The organism is Limosilactobacillus sp., from assembly GCF_051873035.1.
In the GTDB taxonomy this organism is placed as follows: domain Bacteria; phylum Bacillota; class Bacilli; order Lactobacillales; family Lactobacillaceae; genus Limosilactobacillus.
Map to the genome: position 1 here is coordinate 1 of NZ_JBJEEL010000078.1, position 25,048 is coordinate 25,048.

At 49.6% G+C, this 25,048-nt stretch carries 25 protein-coding genes; 20 read left to right on the top strand and 5 right to left on the bottom strand.

The genetic code is table 11. The features are described from left to right. Positions 1-62 precede the first annotated feature (62 nt). Positions 63-506 carry a hypothetical protein gene (locus tag ACI31H_RS07895; protein WP_439771434.1) on the bottom strand — a complete coding sequence of 148 codons (444 nt, stop codon included), beginning with the start codon at positions 504-506 and terminating at the stop codon, positions 63-65. Further along, positions 506-2,020 (bottom strand): DinB/UmuC family translesion DNA polymerase, encoded by a 1,515-nt coding sequence (locus tag ACI31H_RS07900; RefSeq protein ID WP_439771435.1) that lies wholly within the window; start codon positions 2,018-2,020, stop codon positions 506-508. The genes ACI31H_RS07895 and ACI31H_RS07900 overlap by 1 nt, the downstream gene beginning before the upstream one ends. Positions 2,021-2,315: 295 nt before the next feature. Between ACI31H_RS07900 and trpS the strand changes: the two genes are divergently transcribed. The 7 genes from trpS (at position 2,316) to ACI31H_RS07935 (ending at position 9,725) form a co-directional block, all read left to right on the top strand. Then, positions 2,316-3,338: a tryptophan--tRNA ligase gene (gene trpS / locus ACI31H_RS07905; protein ID WP_439771436.1), complete on the top strand. Its 1,023-nt coding sequence runs from the start codon at positions 2,316-2,318 to the stop codon at positions 3,336-3,338. 247 nt (positions 3,339-3,585) lie between these two features. Beyond that, positions 3,586-4,524, top strand: a complete 939-nt coding sequence (locus tag ACI31H_RS07910) for a linear amide C-N hydrolase (RefSeq protein ID WP_439771437.1) — start codon at positions 3,586-3,588, stop codon at positions 4,522-4,524. Between the two features lie 139 nt (positions 4,525-4,663). Next, a complete protein-coding gene (locus tag ACI31H_RS07915; protein ID WP_439771438.1) occupies positions 4,664-5,599 on the top strand; it encodes a Ppx/GppA phosphatase family protein in 936 nt (311 codons plus the stop codon). Continuing rightward, positions 5,592-6,845 carry a hydroxymethylglutaryl-CoA reductase, degradative gene (locus ACI31H_RS07920; RefSeq protein WP_439771439.1) on the top strand — a complete coding sequence of 418 codons (1,254 nt, stop codon included), beginning with the start codon at positions 5,592-5,594 and terminating at the stop codon, positions 6,843-6,845. Before ACI31H_RS07915 ends, ACI31H_RS07920 begins: the two co-directional genes overlap by 8 nt. A 4-nt stretch (positions 6,846-6,849) precedes the next feature. Continuing rightward, positions 6,850-7,809, top strand: a complete 960-nt coding sequence (locus ACI31H_RS07925; RefSeq protein ID WP_439771440.1) for an IpaB/EvcA family protein — start codon at positions 6,850-6,852, stop codon at positions 7,807-7,809. A 4-nt stretch (positions 7,810-7,813) separates the two neighbouring features. Continuing rightward, on the top strand, positions 7,814-8,512 hold the full coding sequence (locus tag ACI31H_RS07930) for an NAD-dependent protein deacylase (RefSeq protein ID WP_439771441.1): 699 nt from the start codon (positions 7,814-7,816) through the stop codon (positions 8,510-8,512). A 229-nt stretch (positions 8,513-8,741) separates the two neighbouring features. Further along, positions 8,742-9,725 (top strand): aldo/keto reductase, encoded by a 984-nt coding sequence (locus ACI31H_RS07935; protein WP_439771442.1) that lies wholly within the window; start codon positions 8,742-8,744, stop codon positions 9,723-9,725. Between the two features lie 159 nt (positions 9,726-9,884). Here the strand turns inward: ACI31H_RS07935 and ACI31H_RS07940 are convergent, their stop codons facing one another. The 3 genes from ACI31H_RS07940 to ACI31H_RS07950 are packed head-to-tail and all read right to left on the bottom strand — an operon-like array spanning position 9,885 to position 12,264. After that, on the bottom strand, positions 9,885-10,052 hold the full coding sequence (locus ACI31H_RS07940) for a FeoB-associated Cys-rich membrane protein (RefSeq protein ID WP_439771443.1): 168 nt from the start codon (positions 10,050-10,052) through the stop codon (positions 9,885-9,887). A gap of 12 nt (positions 10,053-10,064) precedes the next feature. Further along, on the bottom strand, positions 10,065-12,053 hold the full coding sequence (gene feoB / locus ACI31H_RS07945) for a ferrous iron transport protein B (protein ID WP_439771458.1): 1,989 nt from the start codon (positions 12,051-12,053) through the stop codon (positions 10,065-10,067). A gap of 1 nt (position 12,054) precedes the next feature. Then, positions 12,055-12,264 (bottom strand): FeoA family protein, encoded by a 210-nt coding sequence (locus ACI31H_RS07950; protein ID WP_439771444.1) that lies wholly within the window; start codon positions 12,262-12,264, stop codon positions 12,055-12,057. A 207-nt stretch (positions 12,265-12,471) separates the two neighbouring features. Here ACI31H_RS07950 and sufC point away from each other — a divergent pair, with 207 nt between their 5' ends. The 13 genes from sufC (at position 12,472) to ACI31H_RS08015 (ending at position 24,950) form a co-directional block, all read left to right on the top strand. Next, a complete protein-coding gene (gene sufC / locus ACI31H_RS07955; protein ID WP_439771445.1) occupies positions 12,472-13,269 on the top strand; it encodes a Fe-S cluster assembly ATPase SufC in 798 nt (265 codons plus the stop codon). Between the two features lie 11 nt (positions 13,270-13,280). Then, positions 13,281-14,567, top strand: coding sequence for a Fe-S cluster assembly protein SufD (gene sufD, locus ACI31H_RS07960; protein ID WP_439771446.1), 1,287 nt, complete (start codon positions 13,281-13,283; stop codon positions 14,565-14,567). Continuing rightward, positions 14,548-15,786 carry a cysteine desulfurase gene (locus ACI31H_RS07965; RefSeq protein WP_439771447.1) on the top strand — a complete coding sequence of 413 codons (1,239 nt, stop codon included), beginning with the start codon at positions 14,548-14,550 and terminating at the stop codon, positions 15,784-15,786. Before sufD ends, ACI31H_RS07965 begins: the two co-directional genes overlap by 20 nt. Further along, positions 15,773-16,228 carry a Fe-S cluster assembly sulfur transfer protein SufU gene (gene sufU, locus ACI31H_RS07970; protein ID WP_439771448.1) on the top strand — a complete coding sequence of 152 codons (456 nt, stop codon included), beginning with the start codon at positions 15,773-15,775 and terminating at the stop codon, positions 16,226-16,228. The genes ACI31H_RS07965 and sufU overlap by 14 nt, the downstream gene beginning before the upstream one ends. Continuing rightward, positions 16,228-17,637 carry a Fe-S cluster assembly protein SufB gene (gene sufB, locus ACI31H_RS07975; RefSeq protein WP_439771449.1) on the top strand — a complete coding sequence of 470 codons (1,410 nt, stop codon included), beginning with the start codon at positions 16,228-16,230 and terminating at the stop codon, positions 17,635-17,637. The genes sufU and sufB overlap by 1 nt, the downstream gene beginning before the upstream one ends. A 15-nt stretch (positions 17,638-17,652) precedes the next feature. After that, a complete protein-coding gene (locus ACI31H_RS07980; protein WP_439771450.1) occupies positions 17,653-17,982 on the top strand; it encodes a metal-sulfur cluster assembly factor in 330 nt (109 codons plus the stop codon). A gap of 16 nt (positions 17,983-17,998) precedes the next feature. Beyond that, the gene (locus tag ACI31H_RS07985) at positions 17,999-18,883 is read left to right on the top strand and encodes a helix-turn-helix domain-containing protein (RefSeq protein WP_439771451.1); all 885 of its coding nucleotides are present in this window, start codon (positions 17,999-18,001) and stop codon (positions 18,881-18,883) included. A gap of 504 nt (positions 18,884-19,387) precedes the next feature. Continuing rightward, positions 19,388-20,242, top strand: a complete 855-nt coding sequence (locus ACI31H_RS07990) for a DUF72 domain-containing protein (protein ID WP_439771452.1) — start codon at positions 19,388-19,390, stop codon at positions 20,240-20,242. Between the two features lie 88 nt (positions 20,243-20,330). Next, on the top strand, positions 20,331-22,358 hold the full coding sequence (gene metG, locus ACI31H_RS07995) for a methionine--tRNA ligase (RefSeq protein ID WP_439771453.1): 2,028 nt from the start codon (positions 20,331-20,333) through the stop codon (positions 22,356-22,358). Between the two features lies 1 nt (position 22,359). Beyond that, positions 22,360-23,175, top strand: coding sequence for a TatD family hydrolase (locus tag ACI31H_RS08000; RefSeq protein WP_439771454.1), 816 nt, complete (start codon positions 22,360-22,362; stop codon positions 23,173-23,175). Continuing rightward, positions 23,162-23,728, top strand: a complete 567-nt coding sequence (rnmV, locus tag ACI31H_RS08005) for a ribonuclease M5 (RefSeq protein WP_439771455.1) — start codon at positions 23,162-23,164, stop codon at positions 23,726-23,728. The genes ACI31H_RS08000 and rnmV overlap by 14 nt, the downstream gene beginning before the upstream one ends. Continuing rightward, positions 23,721-24,614 (top strand): 16S rRNA (adenine(1518)-N(6)/adenine(1519)-N(6))-dimethyltransferase RsmA, encoded by an 894-nt coding sequence (gene rsmA / locus ACI31H_RS08010; protein WP_439771456.1) that lies wholly within the window; start codon positions 23,721-23,723, stop codon positions 24,612-24,614. The genes rnmV and rsmA overlap by 8 nt, the downstream gene beginning before the upstream one ends. Positions 24,615-24,707: 93 nt before the next feature. Continuing rightward, positions 24,708-24,950 (top strand): Veg family protein, encoded by a 243-nt coding sequence (locus ACI31H_RS08015; protein WP_439771457.1) that lies wholly within the window; start codon positions 24,708-24,710, stop codon positions 24,948-24,950. Positions 24,951-25,048 lie beyond the last annotated feature (98 nt).

The window sequence follows — 25,048 nt, forward strand, 5'->3', positions numbered from 1 at the left end:
ATGGGTTTTTCTGTCCACTAAAATGTTCAACTTAAATTTTACAATCTGCCATTTAGAAACGTTTATTGCTTATTTTTATTAATAACGATTTCCTTTAAATTACGGATGATAACAGAAGTACCATCTCTAAACCTTAACCGTTGTCGTTGCCAGTCAACATTTACTAGCTGACCGCTGTATTGTTCATAATAACCGTTTTGACCATTAAAATAGGTAACCGTGATTAATGGCCATGGCTTAGTTTTACTCAAAGTCTTAATTTGTTTAGTTAGCTCAGCCAACTCTTCCCGGCTCAAATAAGTCTTGTTTTGGTAGCGCTTGGCGGTTTTATCCAGGAGCTCCTTATAACCAGTTAGGGCCGCAAAGGGGGCGAACTGACCTGCCCGGTCGATTTGTGGCATTGGCAGGTGCGCCCGGGAAACGTGACGTGGCCGATCCATAATGTCGTTGTAGCGTGAGGTATCGTTAAACTGCTTCTTTTCGGCTGCCCATTGTTTCTTATCCATTAAGCCCGGTGGCCCCCAATCTCTTTGTTCCGTTTTTTGGCAACGGCGCCGTCCTTCAAGTCAGCAGCCCGGATAATTGCATTCTTGCCGAACTGGTCTTGGAGCTGCAGAACCATTTTTTGTACCCGCTGGTCCTGAAGACGTTGTTGTTGCTCTTGACTTTCCTTTTGCAGGTGGCGGTGGGTATTAGTGAAGAGGTCTAGCTGCTCGGTATGCGGTAGTTGGGCCGCCACCTCCTGCTCAATAAGGTTATTAGCGGTAACGGTGACCCGCCGAATGAACAGGTCCGGATTGACTTTTTCACGAAAGGCCGTTAAAAAATGGGCGGTTAGTTCGCGTGGCGAAGCGGTCGGTAGCTTAGTGGTAAAGCTTCCGTGATCCGGATGGGGAACTTCGCGTCCGTAAAAGTCCGTGGTTGTGGCACCATGGTAGCCGTGACCCTGGTGGAGACTTTGCACATCATAGTTGACGGAGAGCGAAAATTGGTCAGCCACCAAGTCCCGTTTAACCATTTGCAGGCTCAGCATGTCGACCATTTCACGGACGACTAGGCGGCCTTCACTGTAACGGTAGGGCTTGGGGAGGACAATACTGGAGTAGATCCCGTGGTGGTCGGACCGGTAGTTTTTGATATCCTCCATGGTGGTTGACTCGAACCCCCAGGCATGGTCGATCAGTAATTCGGCGTTTTTACCGAATTCCTGATAGAGGACCTCCTCATTTAACGGGTCGGATAGCTTACCCAACGAGCAACGGGCGATGTCGCCCATTGTATAAAGGCCAAGCTTGGCCAGGCGCTTAGCGTAGCCCCGACCAACTCGCCAAAAATCGGTGAGGGGTTGGTGGGCCCAAAGGTAGTGGCGGTAAGTCATTTCGTCCATCTGGGCAATCCGGACCCCATCCTTATCCGCAGGAATCCGCTTAGCTACGATATCCATGGCGACCTTGGCCAGGTAGAGGTTAGTACCGATCCCGGCGGTCGCGGTGATTTTCGTCTCTAACTGGATGGTTTGGATAATTTCTTTAGCAAGGGTGTGCGCGGAAACTTGGTGCTCGGCCAAGTAGTCGGTTACGTCCATTAGTACCTCATCGATTGAATAGGGGTGGATCTTCTCCGGTGGTAGGTAACGGAGGTAGATCTCATAGATTTCCGCGCTCTTTTGGAGGTAATAAGACATCCGTGGTGGGACGATCTTAAAGCCGATTTTAAGGCGGGGATTTTTCAAGATCTGGGGACGGTAGACTGACTTATACCGGTTGAGGCGGTGACCGGGGGCGTGCTTGGCTCGTTCACGGTTCAGCCGACCGACGATCTGTTCAACTTCAAAGAGGCGGGGCCGTCCGGGAACACCAAAGCGCTTTAATGCTGGTGAAACCGCCAAACAAATGGTTTTGCTAGTGCGGGACTCATCGGCCACCACGAGGTTAGTGGTTAAAGGGTTGAGGTGGTGGGCAGCGCACTCTGCAGAAGCATAGAAAGACTTGAGGTCGATTGCTAAGTAGGTCCGGGCCACGGGGATACCCTCCTTTCGTTAGTTTTAATCTTATTATACTGGGACTTTTTGAAGGGAACAAGTGTTTGCTGTAGTTACTTGCCTTTTAAACCAAAAATCGCTAAAATGTACTTATTAAGTAGCACGAGTTACAGCGAGGGACGGTTGGTGCAAAGGTCCCCAGGGTGCGAACTGGATTTAACATTGATAATAATAAAGAGCGGCAAGTTATTTGCAATTTAGGTGGCACCGCGCGTAAGCGTCCTATTAGTTGGTTTGACTAATAGGGCGCTTTTAACTTTAAGGAGGAATTATCATGGCAGAAAAGAAACACGTGATTTTAACTGGTGACCGGCCAACGGGTAAATTGCACATTGGTCACTATGTTGGTTCGCTGAAAAACCGGGTAACCCTACAAAACACTGGTAAGTATGATACCTACATTATGATTGCTGACCAGCAGGCATTGACTGATAATGCTCGTGATCCAGAAAAGATTCGGCGGTCACTACATGAAGTAGCGTTAGACTACCTAGCAGTTGGGATCGATCCTAAGAAGTCGACCATCCTAGTTCAATCGCAAATCCCGGCCCTAAGCGAGTTAACCATGCACTACCTTAACCTGGTTACGGTCTCACGCTTGAAGCGGAACCCGACTGTAAAAACCGAAATTAAGCAAAAGAAGTTTGGGGAAAGTGTACCGGCTGGTTTCTTTATTTACCCAGTGAGCCAAGCTGCTGATATTACAGCCTTTAAGGCGGATACGGTGCCGGTTGGTGATGACCAAGAGCCAATGCTGGAACAGACACGGGAAATTGTACGGACCTTTAACCGGATTTACCAGCGCGATATCCTGGTAGAACCAGAAGGGGTCTTCCCACCAAAGGGCCAAGGCCGGATTCCTGGACTGGACGGCAATGCCAAGATGAGTAAGTCATTAGGCAACTGCATTTACCTGTCTGATGATGCTGACACGATCCAAAAGAAGGTTATGTCAATGTACACCGACCCAACCCACATTAAGGTCTCTGACCCTGGACACGTGGAAGGTAACACCGTCTTCACCTACTTAGACATCTTTGATCCTGATAAGGAACAAGTGGCTAAGTTAAAGGAACAGTACCGGGCTGGTGGTCTTGGTGACGTCAAGATCAAGCGCTACTTGAATGATGTCTTACAGGCAGAATTAAAGCCAATTCGTGAACGTCGTGAACAGTACGCGGCCAGCATTGATTACGTTGACCAGGTACTAAAGGAAGGTTCTGCTAAGGCCAATGAAGTGGCTAACCAGACCTTAAAGGAAGTCCGGGACGCTATCGGAATTAACTACTTTGGCTAACATCAAATTGAACGGGAGTGAGACAGAAGTCGGTTACGACTTCGTTTTCGAACCCCCGCGAGCACAAATAGAGGTCCAGAGTTCGGCTTTGCCGGGCTCTGGACCTCATTTGTGTACCGCGTTGTTCGCTTTTGATCTATATAAAGGGAATTATGTCACGCCCCCGTTTTATTTTGTCCGAGACCTTTTGCTTGGGCAAACGACGGTCGGCCGGTAAGATGATACTAGATGAAGGGAGGACCACACAATGTGTACAAGTATCTACCAAGTAACAAGTGACCATACCCATCTGTTGGCCCGGACGATGGACTGGCCAATTCTAGCGGTATCGCCGCTATTTATTCCCCGCCACTTTACCTGGCAGTCGGTGTACCACCACCGCGTTTACCATAACCGGTATGCCTTAGTCGGCGGTGGTAGCCTGTCCGCACACCGGGTGGACGTATCTGATGGGGTGAATGAGTATGGCCTAATGGCCCAGAAATTAACCTTTGATAACGGCGCCCAGCTGGTTGACCACCCTGACCCGACCAAGGTTCAACTGGCAGCCTACGAATTTGCCTTTTATATCTTAGGAAACTTCAAGTCGGTAGCCGACCTCATCGACCACCTACCCGAAATTGAGCTGATGAGTGACGTGCATAATGACATTAAGTTTGGTAAGTCAGAGATGCACTTTGCGGTGGCTGACCGTACGGGCCGGGTAGTGGTGATCGAACCAACCAGCTACCCGATGAAGGTCATCGATAACCCGTTGGGGGTCGTCACTAATAGCCCTGACTTTATTCCGGAGTTTGCAGCGGGAACAGTACCGCTAAATACGCCCCGGGTGACCACGGGCCGGCTTTCTGGGAAGGCCAACCCACCGGGCTATTATTCACCAAGTGCCCGTTTCATTCGGGCGGCCTACCTGCGGGAGCGGTCAGATGTTCCGGCCGATAAGCTGAGTGGAATTGCGAGTGAGTTTCACCTGCTGGATAGTGTCACGGTTCCCCAAAACCGCCGTCACCAGCCAACTTACTCGGTCTACCGGTCGGTGGCCGTGGCCGAGGACCGGGAATACTACTTCCAGTCTTACCACCGCGGTGACACCACCAAACTGCGCCTAACGGATGCAATGCTGGACTGGACCATGCCGAAGGTTTACAACGTTCCCGATCGGCTGTCTGTCCGTGAACTGCAATAACCGGTTCCGTTGGCGCCGAAAGTTTTAGCAAAAAAATCCGCTACTGCTATTCTTATTAGTGTTTCACGGGACGGAACATGGTAACATAAAGAGGATAGTTTTTTTCGAAATAAAATTTATCGTAGCGGAGGTGAAAATAGTGGAAAACCTCGCAATTGTTGACCTCGGCTCTAACTCGGCGCGAATGGCAATTACAGAGATTGCGCCGGACGGTCGCTTTCGAGAAATTAGGCGGGTAAAGGAAAACACCCGCCTCTCGGAAGGAATGGGACGTGAAAAAGTCCTGCAAGCAGCCGCAATGGATCGGACCATTGAAGCATTGAAACGCTTTAAGCGTCTCTATGAAGAAGTACCAAACGTTAAGGTACGGGCCATTACTACGGCAGCGGTCCGGCAGGCACGGAACCGTCAGGAGTTCTTGGAACGGGTCCAACGAGAAGTGGGCATCAAGCTCCAGGTCCTATCCGGGAAAAAAGAGGCATATTACGACTACTTAGGGGTGATTCGGACCCTTAAGCTTAACCACTGTTTGATTTTAGATGTTGGTGGTGCAAGCTGCGAATTGGTCTTAGTTCAGCAGCGCCGGGCGCGGGACTTGATCTCGATCCCAGTTGGTGCGGTAAACCTTTCCGAGCAGTTCCATTTGAATGGTTATGTTCGCTCGGCGGACCTCTTTCGGGCCCAAGTCGCGATGAATGACCGGTTGAAGAAGATCCCGTGGATGCGGTATGCAACCCGGGTACCGATTGTCTTACTAGGTGGAGCTAACCGGACTCTTGCCCGGATGGCCTGGGCGTATCACCACCGGCACCACCGCCGGTCAATCCACGGTTACCAGCTCAGTTCACGGGCGGTCTACGCGACCTATCGGGAACTGTTGAACCGTAATTTGTCCCAGCGGAAGAAGATGCCGGGCTTGGAGCCGGACCGGGCCGATATTATTATCGGGGGGATGTTACCCCTAATCAGCCTGTTACAGCGGAATAGTGATGGCCGGGTAATCTTTTCGGAGAGCGGTGTCCGTGAGGGGATTATCACGGAATACGTCAACCAAAGGAAGCAAAAGCATGAGTGATTGGCAACATGGTTTTTATAAGCTTAGCCCGGCTGAGCGCCGTGCCCGCCTAACAGCGGCCCGGCAGCTTTCACCGGCTGTCCAGCAGTTATTGACGGACCAGGCCTCGGTACTTGGCAACCAGTTAGTGGAAAACTATCTAACTGATTACCGGCTACCAGAAGGGGTGGCCCTTGGCTTACGGGTCAATGGTACTGACTACCAAGTCCCAATGGTGGTGGAAGAGCCATCTGTTATTGCTGCCGCCAGTAATGGGGCCCAGCGGGTAGCCCGGTCAGGAGGGTTTAATGCCCACCACCAACAACGGGCGCTCGTGGGACAGGTAGTGTTAGTTCCCCACCCGGGACAGGTGAGTGCGGACCTAAAGTGGTTGCGGGCCCACCAGGCCGACCTGATTGCAGTTGCTAATCAAGCGCACCCGTCCATGAAACGGCGGGGTGGTGGTGCCCAGAGCGTTAGTTTGCGGACACCGGGGCAGTTTATTAGCGTTGACTTAAGCATTGATGTTTGCCAAGCAATGGGAGCTAACAGTGTTAACACGATGGCTGAGGCCGTTGGACGTTGGCTTAGCGACCACGGCTTTAATGTTTTAACGGCTATCCTTAGCAACTATGCCACTAGTAGCCTGCAGACGGTGGAATGCCGGGTTGACTTTTCTCAGTTAACCACGCGGACGATGGTGGGGGAGAAGGTGGCCAACCGGATGGCCCAACTGAGCGCTCTTGCCCAGGTTGATCCCTACCGTGCCACCACCCACAACAAGGGAATCATGAATGGTATCGATGCCGTCATGATTGCGACTGGCAATGACTGGCGGGCTATCGAGGCCGGTGCTCACGCCTATGCGGCCCGGGATGGTCAATATCGGGGTCTTAGTACCTGGACGGTTGATAATCAGCAGCTGGTTGGTCACCTAACCCTACCACTACCGGTTGGTGTTGTGGGGGGCTCAATTGGCCTCAATGCATTAACCAAGGCTAATTACGCGATCAGTGGAATTAAAAGTGCGGAGGAGCTGGCAGCGGTAACGGCTAGTGTGGGGCTAGCCCAGAACTTAGCGGCTTTACGCGCACTAGCCAGTTCCGGTATCCAAGCGGGGCACATGAAGCTCCAGTGCCGGTCGCTGGCGGTAAGTGTTGGTGCGACACCCGCAGAAGTACCGCTGGTAACTAAACGGTTAGCCAACTACCAGCATGTCGACCGGGCGTTAGCCGAACGAGTTTTAAAAGAGTTAAGGAAGGATTAGTTGCATGAGTGAAGAAATCAAATTGAATGCGGCCAGCCAGGAGTTGTTAAAGCAGGTTAATGACCTGTACCCTGAAGGAACGGTCTTTGTCCAGTTCCATGGTAAAAAAGCTGGTTATGTTCGCCATGACCAGGCCGAACAAAAGACGCTCCCTGGTGGCCTATTTATTATTGTTACCGATCTGACGGCGCCCAACTACACGGCCTCGCATGAATTGTTGCACCTGCTGATGCTTCTTCGCGGGTTCCCACAGATCTTCTTCCAACTATCATTAGGTGACAAACAGTTGGATGAACAAATGATGATCATGTCGACCGACCTGTATAACGTAGCGATGCACCGGGTGGTGGTGGCTGAACAACGAAAGCACGGTTTGATTGATGAGACCATCGAAGAGGAGTACCTCAAGGGGATTGACCACACCTTGACGCCGGAGGGTGGCCAAGACGATGAAGAAAAGACTTTGCTGCTCTTAACCCTTTTGGATGCCCTCGTCTTTTATGGGGACCACTTTAGCAAATACGAGGCCCATCTGAAGGAGCAGTATCCGGAAGCACTAGCAGCGGCCCAGAAGATTTACCAGCAGGTCGTTACTAAACCGATTAAGTCACCATTTGACATGCGACGGTCAATTATCAAAATTTACTCCCTCTTTGACCAGCAGATGCAAGAATGGGGACTGCCGGCACTACACAATAACGAATATACGACCCTTTCACCGGTACTGAGTGAGCGCCAATTGCGGCTCAGTCTTCGTCAGGTCTTTGAAATTTACCACTCTGACATGAAGGAGCGGGGGACAAGTAAGCGGGCTTACGTAGGAATTCGACGGAGTGACGGGCAAAACTCGTTTACGATGCCGGCACCGAACCCGGAGACACCAGCCGAATTCAAGCGACTGTACGTACAGCCAGTCAAGGAGTTTTTGGAACAACACAGTATCCCGTATATTGTAAGGAAGTGATCTGATGGATACACAGATTCAATCAGCATTTGATGATGCCAAGCACATCGTCTTCTTAACCGGGGCCGGGGTTTCAACCGCTTCGGGTATTCCAGATTTCCGTTCCGCCAACGGTCTGTATTCGCAAAACCAAAACGCCGAATACTACCTCAGTCATCGTTACTTTGCTAGTGATCCGGAAGGCTTTTATGAGTTCTGTAAGAAGAACCTCTATTTCCCGGATGCCAAGCCAAACGTGATTCATGAAAAGCAGGCGGCGTTGACTCAACAAGATCGGGCAACGGTCATTACGCAGAATATCGATAACCTCTATGAGGAAGCGGGAACCAAGCACCTAGTAGATTTTCACGGGAACCTCTACCACGTTTACTGTGAGCAGTGTGGGCAGGCGGCCCCTGTAGACGAGTATTTGAAGAGCCGTATTCACAAACTAGATGGTGGCCCGTTACGCCCTGACATTGTCCTCTATGATGAGGGGATTAAGCAGCAAAACATTATTAATGCGGTTAAGGCGATGCAAAACGCAGACCTAGTAGTGATTGTAGGGACCTCAATGAAGGTTTATCCATTTGCTGGCCTGTTAGAGTACCGGAATGAAAATGCCCGGGTGATTGCGATTAACCGGCAGAAGTTACAGTTCTCCTTTGACTTTGAAATGGTTCAAGAAGACGCCACTAAGTTCTTTGCTGAGTTAAAGGTTTAAAGGTTAAAAGGTTATTCATAACTTCCTAGTCCTATCAAAATAGTTTCAAGTGCTCGGTTTAGCCGAATGCTTGAAACTATTTTTTTAGTCACGTTGCTGGCCTTTGGATGATAGGGCGGACTTAAGTTACGAAATTCCTTAAGGTCGTTGCAAAACAATCGTCAAAAACGGTCGAAACCGGTATAATGAGGGAAATGGTGTTATTTTTCAGTGAAAGGAGAATAAAATTATGGTAGAAGCTGTTAAGTTTGGCCACTCAGATGTTAAGGCGAATCCCCTTGGACTAGGGACCAATGCGGTTGGTGGTTACAACCTCTTTCCGGACCTGTCTGACGATGATGGTCGAAAGCTAGTTGACGCTGCACTGGCTAACGGGATTAACTTACTTGATACGGCCTATGTTTATGGTCTGGGCCACTCTGAAGAATTAGTCGGTGAAGTAGTGAAAAAGCACGACCGGGACAAGATTGTGATTGCCACTAAGGGGGCACAAGATACCTCTACCGGCGAAGAAATCATTAACAATGACCCGAAGTTTTTGACGGAGCAGGTTAATAAGAGCCTGGAACGGCTGGGAACTGACTATATCGATATTTACTACATCCACTTCCCGGATCATGATACGCCAAAGGCCGAAGCGGTTGGTGCTCTGCAACGGTTACGGGAGCAAGGCAAGATCCGGGCCATTGGGCTTTCTAACTTTAGCCTCGACCAAATTAAGGAAGCCAATGCGGATGGCTACGTGGACGTGGTGGAAGATGAATTCAGCCTCCTTCACCAGGACCACTTAACCGATGGGACGCTCGACTACCTTCATAACAACCAAATTGGTTTTGTTCCCTACTTCCCACTGGCCTCGGGCCTATTGACGGGGAAGTATAGTCAAGACGTTACCTTCCCTGATGATGACATCCGGAGCCAAATGGCCGACTTTAAGGAACCACGTTACAGTGCCATCCTGGCAGCAGTTAATAAGGTACGGCCAATCGCGGACCGGCACCAGGCAACGGTTGCCCAGACGATCCTGGCATGGTACTTACAGAATCCGCTGATCACGGCGGTCATTCCGGGAGCTAAGCGGGCAGACCAGGTAATCAGCAATGCTAAGGCAATGCAGGTTGAATTAACGAGTGATGAATACCAGCAAATTAAACAGATCTTTGCAGAATTTAACGCTAAGCAGAGTGGTAAATCACTGAAGGATCCTGATTAAAAATATGTAATAAAAAGGCGTGGGGAGTGGTTACGCTCCCCGCGAGCATAAATAGGGGCCCAGAGTTCGGCTTTTGCCGGACTTTGGGCCCCATTTATATACCGCGTTATTTGCTTTTGATCCATGTAGAGGAACTTATGTCACAGCCCCTTTTATAACTTAAATTGCTTGGTGATCTTTCTTATCCTTGAGTCGTTTGAGCTCACAGTCGTAATCACAGGCGGCACATTTACCACCGGTTTTGACCTTCTTGAAAGTACGGATAATTACCCAAACGGCCACGGCGATAATTGCAATAATAATTAGCAGGTTAATAAGCATTTTCATGATTTGATTCTCCTAAAAGATTAATGACCCAACCTGAAAAAGAATGAAGGCGGTAACGTAGGCAATGATAAAGCTGGAAATAATTGAGAAGAACATCCACTTGGCCGAGCCGGTCTCTTCTTTAATCGTTGCCAGGGTGGCAAAACATGGGATGTATAAAAGGACAAACGCCATCATCGCGTATGCTGCCACGGGACTCATGAATTGCCCCAGGGCGGTGATTAAGACGGCCTTGCTGCTGGTGTGGAACATTACCATCATGCTAGAGGTAATAACTTCCTTGGCCAGTACCCCGGTGAAGAGGGCACTGATGGCCTGCCACTGGACGATCCCAATCGGCTTAAAGATTGGTACCAGGCTGTGCCCCAACAGGGCGGCAAAACTTCTGGTTGAGTCGGTAACAAAGCCGCTTGGCCCAAAGCTGGACAGCAACCAGATCAAGACGGTACCGGCAAAGATAATTGTCCCGGCCTTTTTGATGAACCCTTTTCCCTTATCCCAAGTACCGTGCCAGATAATATCGAGGCGGGGTAAGTGGTATTCCGGCAGCTCGATGATAAAGACTGACCGTTCCTTAACGTGGAAGAGAGTTTGGTAGAGTTTCGCCCCCAAGAGTGCAATCACAATTCCTAGGAAGTAGATAGAAAGGACGATCAGCGCCTGGTGCTTAGGGAAAAAGGCGGCGACAATCAGGCTGTAGATTGGCAGCCGGGCCGAACAGCTCATGAACGGCATAATCAGGGTGGTGACTAACCGTTCCTTTGGCTGTTCAATTGTCCGGGCGGCCATAATCCCCGTGACGTTACAGCCAAAACCGATAATTAGGGGGATGAATGACTTCCCGTTTAACCCGATAAACTGCATTAGCCGGTCCGTCACCAAGGCGGCCCGGGCCATATAGCCAGAATCTTCAAGAAGCGAAATGCAGGCAAACAGGGTGAAAATCTGGGGAATGAAGGCCAACACCCCACCAACCCCGGCGATGATCCCGTTGACGATCAACGACCGTAACGCCGGCATGGCACCGAGTTCAATTAAGAGGTGGTTGGCCGTGTTGGAAACGGGGACGGAAAGAAACCAGTCCAGTGCATCCGACAAGGGGGTTCCCACCCAGTCAAAGGAAAGCTTAAACATTAGGAAGAAGATCCCGGCAAAAATCGGTAGCCCGAGGATCGGGTTCGTAACGACCTTATCAATCTTACTGGTTAGTTCGGGCTGCTTCTTATTTTGACCGGTTTCAGCAGCGTCCTTTAGTAACTGCTCGATGAAACTAAGCCGGGTATTGTAAATCTTATCGGCAAACTTTTGCGCATCGTAGTACTTCTGCTGACTGAGCAGGGGCGTCAGTTTCTTTTGCGTGGCAAACTGACGGATGGCCTTGTTTTGACTAATAAACTGAATCGTTAGCCACCGGGCGGCCGCCGGCTGGTAGTCAAAGTCAGCAACCAGGCTTTCGGTTGCTTGCCGAATTGCCTGCTGGAGCATGGCCGGGTAGTCTAATTGGAAAGTATTTTGGGGAACCTGCTGGTAGTTTAAAATCTGCTGGCGGAGTTCCTTAATTCCGCGATGGCCACGGGCGTTAGTAGTAATCACCTGACAGCCTAGCCGGTCTTTAATGAGGTCCAGGTTGTAAGCCTTACCGGCCCGGCGGAGGTCATCAATCATGTTTAAAATCAAGATAACCGGAATTCCTCGTTCAAGAACCTCGATTGTTAGTAAGAGGTTCCGCTTTAATTGACTAGCGTTAGTAATATTGAGAACCAGGTCGGGACGGTTATGCAATAGGTAGGTGGTTACGACCGCCTCGTCTTTGGTTAGCGGGTTTAATGAGTAAGCCCCGGGGAGGTCAACCACTTGAATTGCGGAATCTTTAAGGGTACCGACCTTTTTTTCAACCGTGACCCCCGTCCAGTTACCCACGTAGGCGTACTTATCGGTAAGGGAGTTAAAAAGCGTGGTCTTTCCAGTGTTGGGGTTACCAATTAAGGCGACGTTTGGCATATTAAACTTCAACCTCCGTTAAAGCAGCAAAGTCGTGGTAGCGAATGCCGATCCGCTGGTTATTATTTTCAATAATTACCGGACCGTGGAAGGGGTAGCGGCGAATAACCTTAATCGGACACCCTTCGCAGAGCCCCATATTATGGAGCCGGTTAGCCGTCGGTTCATTAAGACAGTTAAAGGAATGGAGTATGTATTTGCGACTGTTCATATTATCACCCTTATGATCAAACTAATATTCCAAAAGTATATAAAAACCACATATTTATAGTTATATTATACTCCGTTGTAAACGCTTGAAAAATAATTAAATGTGAAGTTTCATTTTGAAAATATTCGGTTATAATGTAAGTGTACAATTTTTAACCAAAATTCTTTACGAATATTTTGGAATATTATTTAAGGGGATGCTTTGCAAATGGCCACACTTGAAGTGCGTGATTTACATGTTTCAGTAAAGGACGAAGAAAGTAAGAAGGAAAAAGAAATCCTGAAGGGTGTTAACCTCAAGATGAAGACGGGCGAAATTCACGCCATCATGGGGCCAAACGGGACTGGTAAGTCGACGCTTTCCCAGACCATTATGGGGCAACCAGGCTACAAGGTAACCCAGGGTGACATCCTCTTAAACGGTGAGAGCATTGTTGGAATGCCGGTTGATGAACGGGCACGGAAGGGGCTCTTCCTGGCAATGCAGTACCCGGCAGAAATCCAAGGGGTAACGAACGCCGAATTCTTACGGGCCGCGATCAATGCCCGCCGTCCGGAAGACGACCAGATTTCAGTGATGGACTTCATTAAGAAACTGGATAAGAACCTGGCACTCCTGGACATGAGTCAAAAGATGACGGAACGTTACCTGAATGAAGGCTTCTCCGGTGGTGAAAAGAAGCGGAACGAAATCCTCCAGTTACTGATGATTGAGCCAACCTTCGCTATCCTGGACGAAATTGACTCCGGCCTTGATATTGATGCCTTAAAGGTTGTTTCCAAAGGGGTTAACTCAATGCGCGGTGACAACTTTGGTTCTTTAATCATCACCCACTACCAACGGCTGCTTAACTACATTGTTCCAGACACCGTTCACGTAATGATGGATGGTCAAATTGTTAAGACCGGTGGCCCAGACCTAGCTAAGAAGCTTGAAGACGAAGGTTACGCTGGCTTGCGTGACGAACTAGGTCTAGACATCAAACTAGTTGATGACGAGGACTAGGGGGTGCTGAGATGACTGATTTAGCAAAAGCAAAGGAACAGCTGACCCAAGCTAGTCAGCAAAATAATGAGCCCGACCAGCTCTTGCAGCGTCGTTTAGCCGCGCGTGAGCTGATGACCAAGCTACGGCTCCCACGAATGCAACGCTTTAAGTTTCATGATTGGCCATTAATTGCAGACCAGCCGCTGCGCTGGGTTGACTCCGCAACGGATCTTGAGCAGCTGGCACCGGATGATGAAGTCATCCGGGTGACCCAGGTTGGTCAAACGACCGTTAATATTCACATTCCAGATAAGCTCAAGGCGGCAGGAGTTATCTTAACGGACATCTTCACGGCCGCCCGTGAGCACGCCGACCTCTTTGAACGCTACTTTATGACGGCCATTAAGGCGGACGAAAACCTCCTTACCGCCTATCACGAGGCCTACCTGAATGCGGGACTTTTCCTCTACGTACCAAAGGACGTCGTAATTGAAAAGCCAATTGAGGCCGAGTTGGTTCAGGATAATACCCAGGACGAACCATTAATTTCTCATATCTTGGTTGTCGCTGACCGGGGGAGCAAGGTTAAATTTATCCAGCACCTGACGACGGTTGGTGACCATACTAATCCTGCTAACATGATGATTGAGTTGATCGCCCGGGATAACAGTGAGATTGACTTTTCTTCACTTGATGAACTCGGTGCCAGCACCCATACCTACTTCAAGCGGCGGGCCGATATTGGTCGGGATGCCCACGTGGAATGGGCAGTTGGCCTGATGAACGACGGTGACACGGTTGGTGATATGGACTCCGAGCTGCTGGGTGAAGGTGGTTACGCTAACTCCAAGATGATCGCCGTAACGACCCGGCACCAAGAAGTAGGGGTTAACAACCGGGTTACCAACCATGGTAAACACACTACCGGGCTGATTAACCAGCGGGGTGTTATCCTGGAAAACTCCGAACTAATCTTCAATGGGATTGGACAAATTATCCACGGCGCCCATGGTTCCAAGGCGGACCAGCAAAACCGGGTTTTGATTATGTCTGATAAGGCCCGTGGTGACGCTAACCCGATCCTGCTGATTGATGAAAATGATGTTGAGGCCGGGCACGCTGCCAGTGTCGGTCCCGTTGACCCCCACCAGATGTACTACCTGATGAGTCGGGGGATCCCACGTAAGCAGGCGGAACGGATGGTTATCCGGGGCTTCTTGGGTGCCGTCTTGAGTGCCATTCCAGCGGCCGACGTACGCAATAAACTTGTAGATATTCTGGAAAGGAAGCTTACTGATGGCCAACAATACCAATAATTACACCACCGATTTCCCCATCTTGGATCAAAAGGTAAATGGCGAACGCCTTGCCTACCTTGATAATGCCGCCACAGCGCAAAAGCCACGGCAGGTGGTTCAACGCTTGGTCGAATTTTACGAACATGATAATGCTAATGTTCACCGTGGTGTGCACACGCTAGCGGAACGGGCAACGGCACAGTATGAGGAAGCCCGTAAGAAGATGCAACACTTTATCAACGCGGCCGATAACCGGGAAATCATCTTTACTAAGGGGTGTACCGATGGCCTTAACCTGGTTGCTTCCACCTACGGAGAAGAAAATATCCAGGCCGGTGATGAAATTGTAATTTCCATCATGGAACACCACAGTAACCTGATCCCTTGGCAACAGTTAGCTATTAAGAAGCACGCGACGCTTAAGTACATCGAGTTGACTCCGGAAGGAACCCTCGACATGGCCGACGCTGCCAAGAAGATTACCGATAAGACAAAGATCGTTGCCATTGCTCATGCTAGCAATGTCCTGGGAACCGTAAACCCGCTGAAGGAACTAGCCAAGTTAGCCCACCAGCATGGTGCGGTACTGGTTGGTGATGGTGCCCAATCGGTTCCCCACATGCCAGTAGATGTTCAAGATCTCGATGTTGATTTCTATGCCTTCTCTGGTCATAAGATGATGGGGCCAACCGGGATCGGTGTCCTGTATGGCAAGAAGGAATTACTAAGAAAAATGCCCCCATACCAGTACGGTGGTGAAATGATCAGCTCCGTTCACCGTGACCGGACAGAATTTGCGGACATTCCATTTAAATTTGAGGCCGGAACCCAAAACATTGCCGGAGCGATTGCCCTCGGTACCGCGGTTGATTACCTGGAAAAGATCGGCATGGATAAGGTCGCGGCTAAGGAGCAGGAGTTGGTCGACTACGTCTTACCAAAGCTGGAGGCGCTCCCGTACGTTACGGTTTATGGACCCCAGGATCCGAAACAGCACACGGGGGTCATTGCCTTTAACATGGCTAACCTCCACCCGCATGATGTCGCAACGGCCCTTGATGCTGAAGGGGTAGCGGTCCGTGCTGGCCACCACTGTGCACAGCCATTGATGGAAGCACTGGGAGTTAGTGCAACTTCACGGGCCAGCTTTTACTTCTACAATACCAAGCAAGATGCAGATCAATTAATCAATGCCATTAAGGCAACAAAGGAGTTCTTTGACGGTGGGACTATCTAAGTTAAATGGATTATACCGGGAAGTGATTTTGGACCACGCTAACCACCCGCATAACAAGCACGATATTCCGGATGCAACTAACAAGATGACGGTTCACAACCCAACCTGTGGCGATACTATTAACGTTGCGGTTGATGTTCAAGACGGTCGGATCAAAAACATTGGTTATACCGGATCAGGTTGTACGATTAGCCAAGCCTCAGCCAGCATGATGACGGAGGCCGTAAAGGGAAAGACGGTTGAGGAAGCACTTGATATGGCCAAGACCTTCTCTGATACGGCAATCGGTAAAGAGCACCCCCAGTCCGACCTGGAAAAACTGGGTGATGCCCAGATCTTAACCAGTATTATGGAGTTTCCGGCCCGAATTAAGTGTGCCACGATTTCTTGGTGGGCACTCCAACGGGCACTGTTGAAAAACGATGATGAGGAGGAAGAGTAATGAGCGATGATGCAGCAAGCATCGTAAGTGGCGATGAAAATTACGAATATGGTTTTCACGATGATGTAAAGCCAGTCTATTCCACTGGACGGGGACTAACCGAAGACGTTGTCCGGCAAATTTCAGCTGAAAAGCATGAACCGCAATGGATGCTGGACTACCGGTTGAAGGCCTACCATATCTATAAGAAACTGCCGATGCCTAAGTTTGGTCCAGACCTATCAAAGTTGGACCTGAAAAACATGTTGTACTACCAAAAGATGACCGACAAAAAGTTCCGGGACTGGAAGGATGTTCCAGAAGACCTGAAGAAGACATTTGACCGGTTAGGGGTTCCGGAAGCAGAACGGAAGTACCTGGCGGGTTCATCGGCCCAGTATGAATCCGAAGTGGTTTACCACAACATGAAGAATGAATTTGCTAAGCTGGGGATTATCTTTACCGATACCGATACGGCGCTGCGGGAATACCCAGACCTCTTCAAGAAGTGGTTCGGTAAGCTGGTTCAGCCAACTGATAATAAGTTTGCCGCTCTAAACGCCGCTGTTTGGTCCGGGGGCTCCTTCATTTACGTACCAAAGGGTGTTAAGACCAAGACGCCAATCCAGTCCTACTTCCGTCTGAACGCCGAAAATACTGGTCAGTTCGAACGGACCCTGATCATTGTTGATGAGGGAGCGAGTGTGGACTATGTCGAAGGGTGTACGGCACCAAATTACTCTTCTGATAGTTTGCACGCGGCCGTTGTGGAAGTTAACGTCTGCAAGGATGCCTACTGCCGGTACACGACCATTCAAAACTGGTCCGATAATGTTTACAGCCTAGAAACTAAGCGGGCAGCCGCCGCTGAAAACGCCACGATGGAGTGGGTTGACGGTAACCTCGGTTCGAAGGTCACGATGAAGTACCCAAGTGTCTACCTGAACGGTGAAGGTGCCCGGGGAACGATGCTGTCAATCGCGGTGGCAAGTAATGGTATCCACCAGGACTCCGGTGCCCGGATGATCCATAACGCCAAGAACACGTCTAGTTCCATCGTTTCGAAGTCGATTGCTAAGACCGGTGGTTCGACCGATTACCGGGGGACGGTTCGTTTTACTAAGAAGGCGGATGGTTCCAAGGCCCACGTGGAGTGTGATACGATCATCATGGATGATCAGTCCTCTTCGGACACGATTCCGTACAACGAAATTGACAATGCGCACGTAGCAATGGAGCACGAAGCGAAGGTTTCAAAGATTTCAGAAGAGCAGCTTTACTACCTGATGAGTCGGGGAATTTCCGAGGCCAAGGCGACTGAAATGATCATCATGGGCTTCGTGGAACCATTTACCAAGCAGCTCCCGATGGAGTATGCGGTTGAGTTAAACCGGCTGATTAGTTTTGAAATGGAAGGTTCAATTGGTTAAAAAGGAGGCGTCACAATGGCGGACGAGGAAAAACAACTTTCACCCGTAGAAGACGATGTAATGGGGGCCCTAGAAAAGGTGATTGATCCAGAACTAGGGATTGACCTGGTCAACCTCGGCTTAATTTACGACGTTGACGTAGACGATGATGGTCACTGTACGATTACGATGACCTTAACCACGATGGGGTGTCCACTGGGCGACTTCTTAAATGATGCCATTACCGAGGCGGCTACCTCGGTTGATGGGGTTAATGATTGCAAGATCAACCTGGTTTGGGAACCAGTTTGGGGAATTGACCGGATGAGTCGGTTCGCCAAAATCGCCTTAGGCTTACACGAATAAAGGAACGGGACAATGAATGGATATTCAGCGATTTATTCAGCAACGTAAACGGTTAGGAATCTCACAAACGGAACTTTGTACCGGTATCTGTACTCAGTCCACCCTGAGTAAGTTTGAGAACCGGGGAAGGGTGCCATCGGTTAAGATTCTTAGCCAACTGTGTAAACGATTGGGGATTACCATCGGGGACCTCAGTGGGCAACCAGCGGCCCGGCCGCGGCGTGTTCACCCGCTTGACCAGGTTGAACAACTACTGATTGCCGAACGCTTCCCGGCCGCGATTCAAAAGTTGGCGACGGTTGATGTGGCCTCTTTGCCGAACTTCAAACGGCAGATGCAGTACTATTACCTGAAAGGGATGATTGATACCCTGACTAGTAACCAAACGGCCACGACCACCTTTGACTTTACCCAAATTTTGGATAAGTTGGATGAGCAACACGAGACCATCTTTTCACAGCTGGCCTACTTAGGCTTTGGCATCCTGTATGCCCGTAAGAATCGGCTCGGGGATGCTGAATTCTTCTTTACTAAGGTAATCAAGTATCTCAACCAACGGGTTAGCAACCCGAAAAAGCTCCGGACGTTGACCACGGTTCAGTATAATCGGTTAGTGATGATGCTGTACTATGTCGCTGAATATCAGGCCCTTCGTGACCGCCTGGACAGTAGTAACCGCTTTTTACAGCGGGTGACGACCCTCTGTGCAGGGCGGTATGAGACCTACCTAATGCCCCGGGCCAAGTTATTAGCTGCTAATAATGCCCTCCAAGCAGGAGCACCCTCATCGCAGGTAAACGACCTACTGGCTGAGACATTGGCATTTGCCCGCTTTAATGGTAATAGTGTGGTAGAGCTTCAGGCGGCAGCGTTAAAGAAACAGTTAGCCAGCCTAAGTTAAGAGCTAGCAGTAATAATAAAAAGACCTCCAGCAATCGGCTGCTTCCGACTACTGGAGGTCTATTAGAATCGTGGGAATCATTCTCACTTACTTTATGCGTAGATAACGACCTTACCATCAATCTTGATGGGTAATACCACTGAACCTTTACGATTCTTAGTGGACCGGTTGCCTTTACGAGTACCAAAGAACTTTGAATTTAGTAGCATTGTGATCGCTCCCTTCATATTTTCCACCCTTAAGATACCATTACAATCACTGAATTCAAAGGCCCTTTGCTCACTTGCTCATTTTTGAAATGTATAAATTTGGTTGATTAATTAGCTTAAATGCATAATCGCAGCCGATAGGTGCATACTTGTTGCTACATAAGGCAATCTAGCCGTGAATAATGAATATATATTTTTTGCGGAATTCTAAGAATTTACTAAGTAATTTGCTTAGAATTGAAGCTAGTCGGCAGTGGCGGAGCCTTTATACCTGGGTGACGATAGGAGGAGAAAAATGGTAGTAAAAATTACGATGGGAACAACGACCTGGACGGAACACCCGGCGCTAATTCACGGTGAGCAGCGTCCGGTAACTCTAAACGAGTACGCCCAGCACTTTCCAACGGTGGAAGTGGATACCTTCTTTTACGCGCTTCCCCAGATGAGTACCCTGCAAAATTGGTTAGCGGCGGTTCCGGAAAACTTCCAGTTTATTATTAAGGCCAACCAGGGGATGACCCTTCACCGGCGTGGGCAGGAAAAAGGGGCCGTGGAGCAGCTCTTTAACCAGTACCGGCGAACGATTGCCCCTTTGGTTGCTAGTGGTCAGTTAAAGACGATCCTTTTTCAGTTCCCACCGTACTTTGACGCCAGTGTTGCTGACATCGAATACCTTAAGTTAGTTCGCTCCTGGCTGGGCAACCTCCCCGTGGCACTGGAATTGCGTAATGATACCTGGTACCAGCCGGGGGTGGTTGACTCTTTGCTCAGTTACTGCCAGGACCTCCACTTTACCCTAGTAGCAGCAGATGAACCGCATGACCAGGTGACGACGGTACCGTTTAAGTTAGTGACCACTAACCCGGACCTGGTAATGCTCCGCCTGCATGGTCGCAACAAACAGGGGTGGGCTAACCAGGATAAGAGTTGGCGCAAAACGCGGACCCTGTATCGTTATTCTCCAGAGGAATTAACCCAGTTTGCCCACGCCATTAACAATTTGACACCCCAGCCAAAAGAGGTTTGCGTTATTTTTAATAATAATTCCGGCCAGGATGCCGCCCCCAACGCCCTGCAGTTGCAAAAGATAATGGGGGTTCACTTTGACGGACTAGCACCACGGTCACCGGAACAACTTGACCTCTTTTAGTTTAGCTGGTCCGCACCATTACTAGTTTGTTTATGCTATACTAAACGTCAATACAGTCTTAAATATATAAGAGAAAGAGGGGCCTCATATGGCTACACAAAAACCAACTTATTACATTACGACACCGATTTACTATCCATCTGGTAAACTGCACATCGGTAACTCCTACACGACCGTTGCCTGTGATGCAGAAGCACGTTTCAAACGGCTTAACGGCTACGACGTCTTCTTTCTAACAGGAACTGATGAACACGGTCTAAAGATTGAACAAAAGGCCGATAAGCTAGGGATGCACCCCCAAGAGTACGTTGACCAAATGGCAGCGGGCATTAAGAAATTATGGAAGACATTGAAGATTACCAATGATAAGTTTATCCGGACGACGGATGACTACCACGAAAAGGCAGTTCAGAAGATCTTCCAGCAGTTTGTTGACCAGGGAGATATTTACAAGGGTGAATACACCGGTTGGTACTCAGTGGATGATGAAGAGTACTTTACGGAAAGTCAACTGGCGGAAGTTTACCGTGATGACAACGGTAAGGTTATCGGGGGGAAGGCCCCATCCGGCCATGAAGTTCAACTGGTTAAGGAAGAATCTTACTTCTTCAAGATGAGCAAGTACGCGGACTGGCTAATGAACTACTACAAGGAACACCCGGACTTCATCGAACCACATACGCGGATGAATGAAATGGTAAACAACTTCTTAAAGCCGGGCCTTGAGGACTTAGCGGTTACCCGGACCTCCTTTAACTGGGGTGTTAAGGTGCCAAACGACCCTAAGCACGTGGTCTACGTTTGGATTGATGCCTTGTCTAACTATATTACGGCCCCCGGTTACGGCTCAGATGATGATAGTCTCTTTAAGAAGTACTGGCCAGCTGATGTTCACATGGTGGGTAAGGAAATCGTACGCTTCCACACGATTTACTGGCCAATTATGCTTCACGCCCTCGGCCTACCACTGCCTAAGCACGTCATTGGGCACGGTTGGTTAACAATGAAGGACGGGAAGATGTCCAAGTCCAAGGGGAACGTTATCTACCCCGAAACGTTAGTTGACCGTTACGGCCTGGATGCTACCCGTTACTACCTGTTGCGGGCAATGCCGTTTGGTAACGATGGGGTCTTCAGCCCTGAGGACTTCGTGGACAAGGTCAACTTTGACCTGGCTAACGACCTGGGGAACCTCTTAAACCGGACCGTGGCAATGATCAACAAGTATCAAGACGGGCAGCTTAGTGGCAATAATGAAGCCACGATGCCGGTTGATGCTTCTCTAGAACAAACGGCAACGGATGTGATTGCTGAATACAAGGAAGCAATGGACAAGACACACTTTGCTGAAGCGCTGGCGGCCGTTTGGAAGTTAGTAGCCCGGGCGAACAAGTACATTGACGAAACTGAACCATGGGTTTTAGCCAAAGATGAGGCGAAGAAGGCGGAACTTTCTGATGTGATGACGCACTTGGCAAAGAGCCTGCGGATAATTGCCGCCCTATTGCAACCAGTAATGCCGGATGCACCAAAGGAAATTTGTCGTCAATTAGGGTTGCCAAAAGAGGCCATCTCCTTAGAAAAGATTGATTTCAATGACTTCCCTGCCAGTGTCCAAGTAGTTACTAAGGGAACCCCAATTTTCCCACGGCGGGATGTTAAAGAAGAAGTAGCGTTCATCAAGAGCCAAATGAGTGCTAACCAAAAGACGAAGGGGCGTAAGGCAATGGAAGAAGCTAAAAAAGCCGCAGTAAAGAAAGAGGAAACGGTTGATACGGATGGCAAGAAACTAATCCGGATCGAAGCCTTTGATAAGGTGGACTTAAAGGTGGCCCAGATCACGGCCGCGGACCACGTTGAAGGTGCTGATAAGTTACTTAAGTTCCACATGGATGATGGTAGTGCAGATGGTCGACAAATCCTCTCCGGGATTGCCAAGTGGTACCCGGACCCAGCCGTATTGGTTGGTAAGAAGGTCGTAATTGTGGCCAACTTAAAGCCACGGAAGATGCGGGGCGAACTCAGCCAGGGAATGTTACTTTCAGTTGAAAAGGACGGTCAGGTCCAAGTGGTTACGGTTGATGACAGCTTAGAACCTGGACTGGAATTGGGCTAATATGAGCAAGCAGCGCGAACGGCAGTTGCGGGTGTACGATTCGCACACCCATTTAAACGACGACCCCTTTTATGATGACGTTCCGGCTTTTGAAGACCGAGCAGCTCATTATGGGGTAACCCAAATGAATATTGTGGGGTCCAATGCCAAGTTAAACGAACGGGCATTGAAACTAGGGGAGCAGTACGCCAACTTACACCCGATTATCGGCTGGCATCCCGAAGATATTGCGGCCTTTGACCAGGAAGCCCAGCAAACGCTCTGGCGCCAGCTACACTCTCCACGCGTAGTGGCGGTGGGGGAGATTGGCCTTGATTACTACAACGATGAACGTTCTCCCCATGACCAGCAACAGGCAGTTTTTGCTGAGCAATTAGAGTGGGCTCGCCAGCTACACCTCCCCGTTTCGATCCATTGTCGGGAGGCGTTGGCGGATACTTACGCACTCTTGAAGGCGGGCCACGTCGATGAGTTTGGTGGTGTGATGCACAGCTTTAATGGTAGTCCGGAATGGGCTGCTAAGTTTTTAGACCTGGGGATGGCCATCTCCTTTAGTGGCGTGGCCAGCTTTGGTAGTGCTTCTGAAGTCCATGCTGCGGTTAAGGCGGTTCCGCTCGATCGGCTAATGGTGGAAACGGATGCCCCCTACCTGACACCAGCACCATACCGGGGGAAGCAAAATGAACCGGCCTTTACTAGGTTTGTGGTGGACGCCGTAGCTGAGCTTAAGCAACTTTCCCCGGAACGGGTCGCCGAACAGACCTATCGAAACGCAAGCCAACTTTTCTTAAAGGACCGAAAGCATGACAAAGATTAAAGAAGTAATTGTTGTTGAAGGTAAGGATGATACCAAGCAAATTCAGCGGGCAGTCGATGCTGATACCTATGAAACGAATGGTTCGGCTTTAAATGACCAGGACCTCGAACGGTTAAAAAAGCTTCAGGCTAGTCGTGGACTGATTGTTTTTACCGATCCGGACTTTAACGGGGAACGACTGCGTAAGATGATTGCCGCCGCTATTCCGGGTGTTAAGCACGCCTTTATTCGTCGCGACCAGGGAGTTCCCACCGAGGCCCACGGGAGTTTAGGCGTCGAGCATGCTAGTTCGGCGACGATTAAGGCGGCCTTGGCGCACCTGTATACGCAAGCGCCGACGGCTTCCGCTACCTTTACCCACCAGGACCTGCAAGGGGCCGGCCTAACCGGTAATGCCCGGGCCCGGCAGCGGCGGGAACGCCTGGGTCAGCTGCTTGGTATTGGTTACGGCAATGGTAAACAGTTGGTGCACCGCCTAAACATGTTTCGGATAACCCGGGAGCAGTTTATAAACGCAGTTCAGCAGATTAATCGGGAGGAAGAAAATGAGTAATACACCAGAAATTGGTAGTCGGACCCGTACCCGGGCCATTATGGAGAAGTACGGTATCCACACTAAAAAAAGCTTTGGTCAAAACTTCCTGACTGACCTGAACGTCTTACAAAATATTGTCCAGGCGGCTGAAATTACGAAAGATGATAATGTAATCGAAATTGGTCCCGGTATCGGTGCACTGACGGAGCAACTTGCCCAGGCGGCAGGGGAGGTTCTGGCACTCGAAATTGACCAGGACTTAATCCCGGTCTTAAACGAGGTTCTCGCCCCCTACGATAACGTGACGGTCTTAAAACAAGACGTCCTTCAGGCTAATTTACCCGATCTGATTCAAGAGTACTTTACCGACCCCCAGCGGCCGGTTAAGGTCGTTGCCAACCTGCCGTACTACATTACCAGCCCAATTCTGATGAACCTATTGGCCTCCCCGGTTAACTGGGCCGCCATTTGTGTAATGATGCAAAAGGAAGTTGCCCAACGCTTAACGGCGCAACCCGGGACGAAACAATACGGTGCCCTCACCCTGGCGATTGAATACCAAATGACGGCCAAGATCGCTTTTAATGTCTCGCGGCGGGTGTTCGTACCATCACCCAATGTTGATTCGGCGATCGTGGTCTTGAAACCCCGGACAGAGCCGCTGGCGGTGACCCCCTTTGATAAGCAGCGACTCTTCGGGTTCATTCGGGGCTGCTTTGCCCACCGCCGGAAGAGCCTCTGGAATAACCTCCAGGCGACCGTGGGTAAGACACCGGCTACCAAAGAAAAGATGCAAGCGATTTTGGGCCAGCTCGACCTTTCACCGCAGATTCGACCAGAACGCTTAACGCTTGTCCAATTTATTAACCTTGCCAATGCATTGCACAGTGCCCAGCTACTTTAGGTTTTATTATTATTGACTTTTTAATAATTAAATGGTAATATGAACTGCTTCATGCTATAAATGGTACTGTTGAGTGCAGTGAGGTGAAGTTTATTGCCAGAATCAATCGTGGAAATCAAGAAAGAACTAGACGACCGAATCGGTCAGCCGGTACTTATTAAGGCCCGGGCCGGTCGGAAGCGGATTGCAACCCACCACGGTGTCTTAAGTAAGACCTACCCGGCGATTTTTGTGGTTCACCTAAACGATGGTCAAGGATCGATGGACCGGATTTCTTATAGTTACACGGACCTATTAACGCATAACATTTCACTGGCCTTTGAGCCGGCGGATTAGCTTTACTAAGACTCGGGTGAGTAGTTAACTACTACCCGGGTCTTTTTTTATTAATGTCTTTAGACCTAGTTGAGTGCGCGAGCAGAGCGAGTGCACGA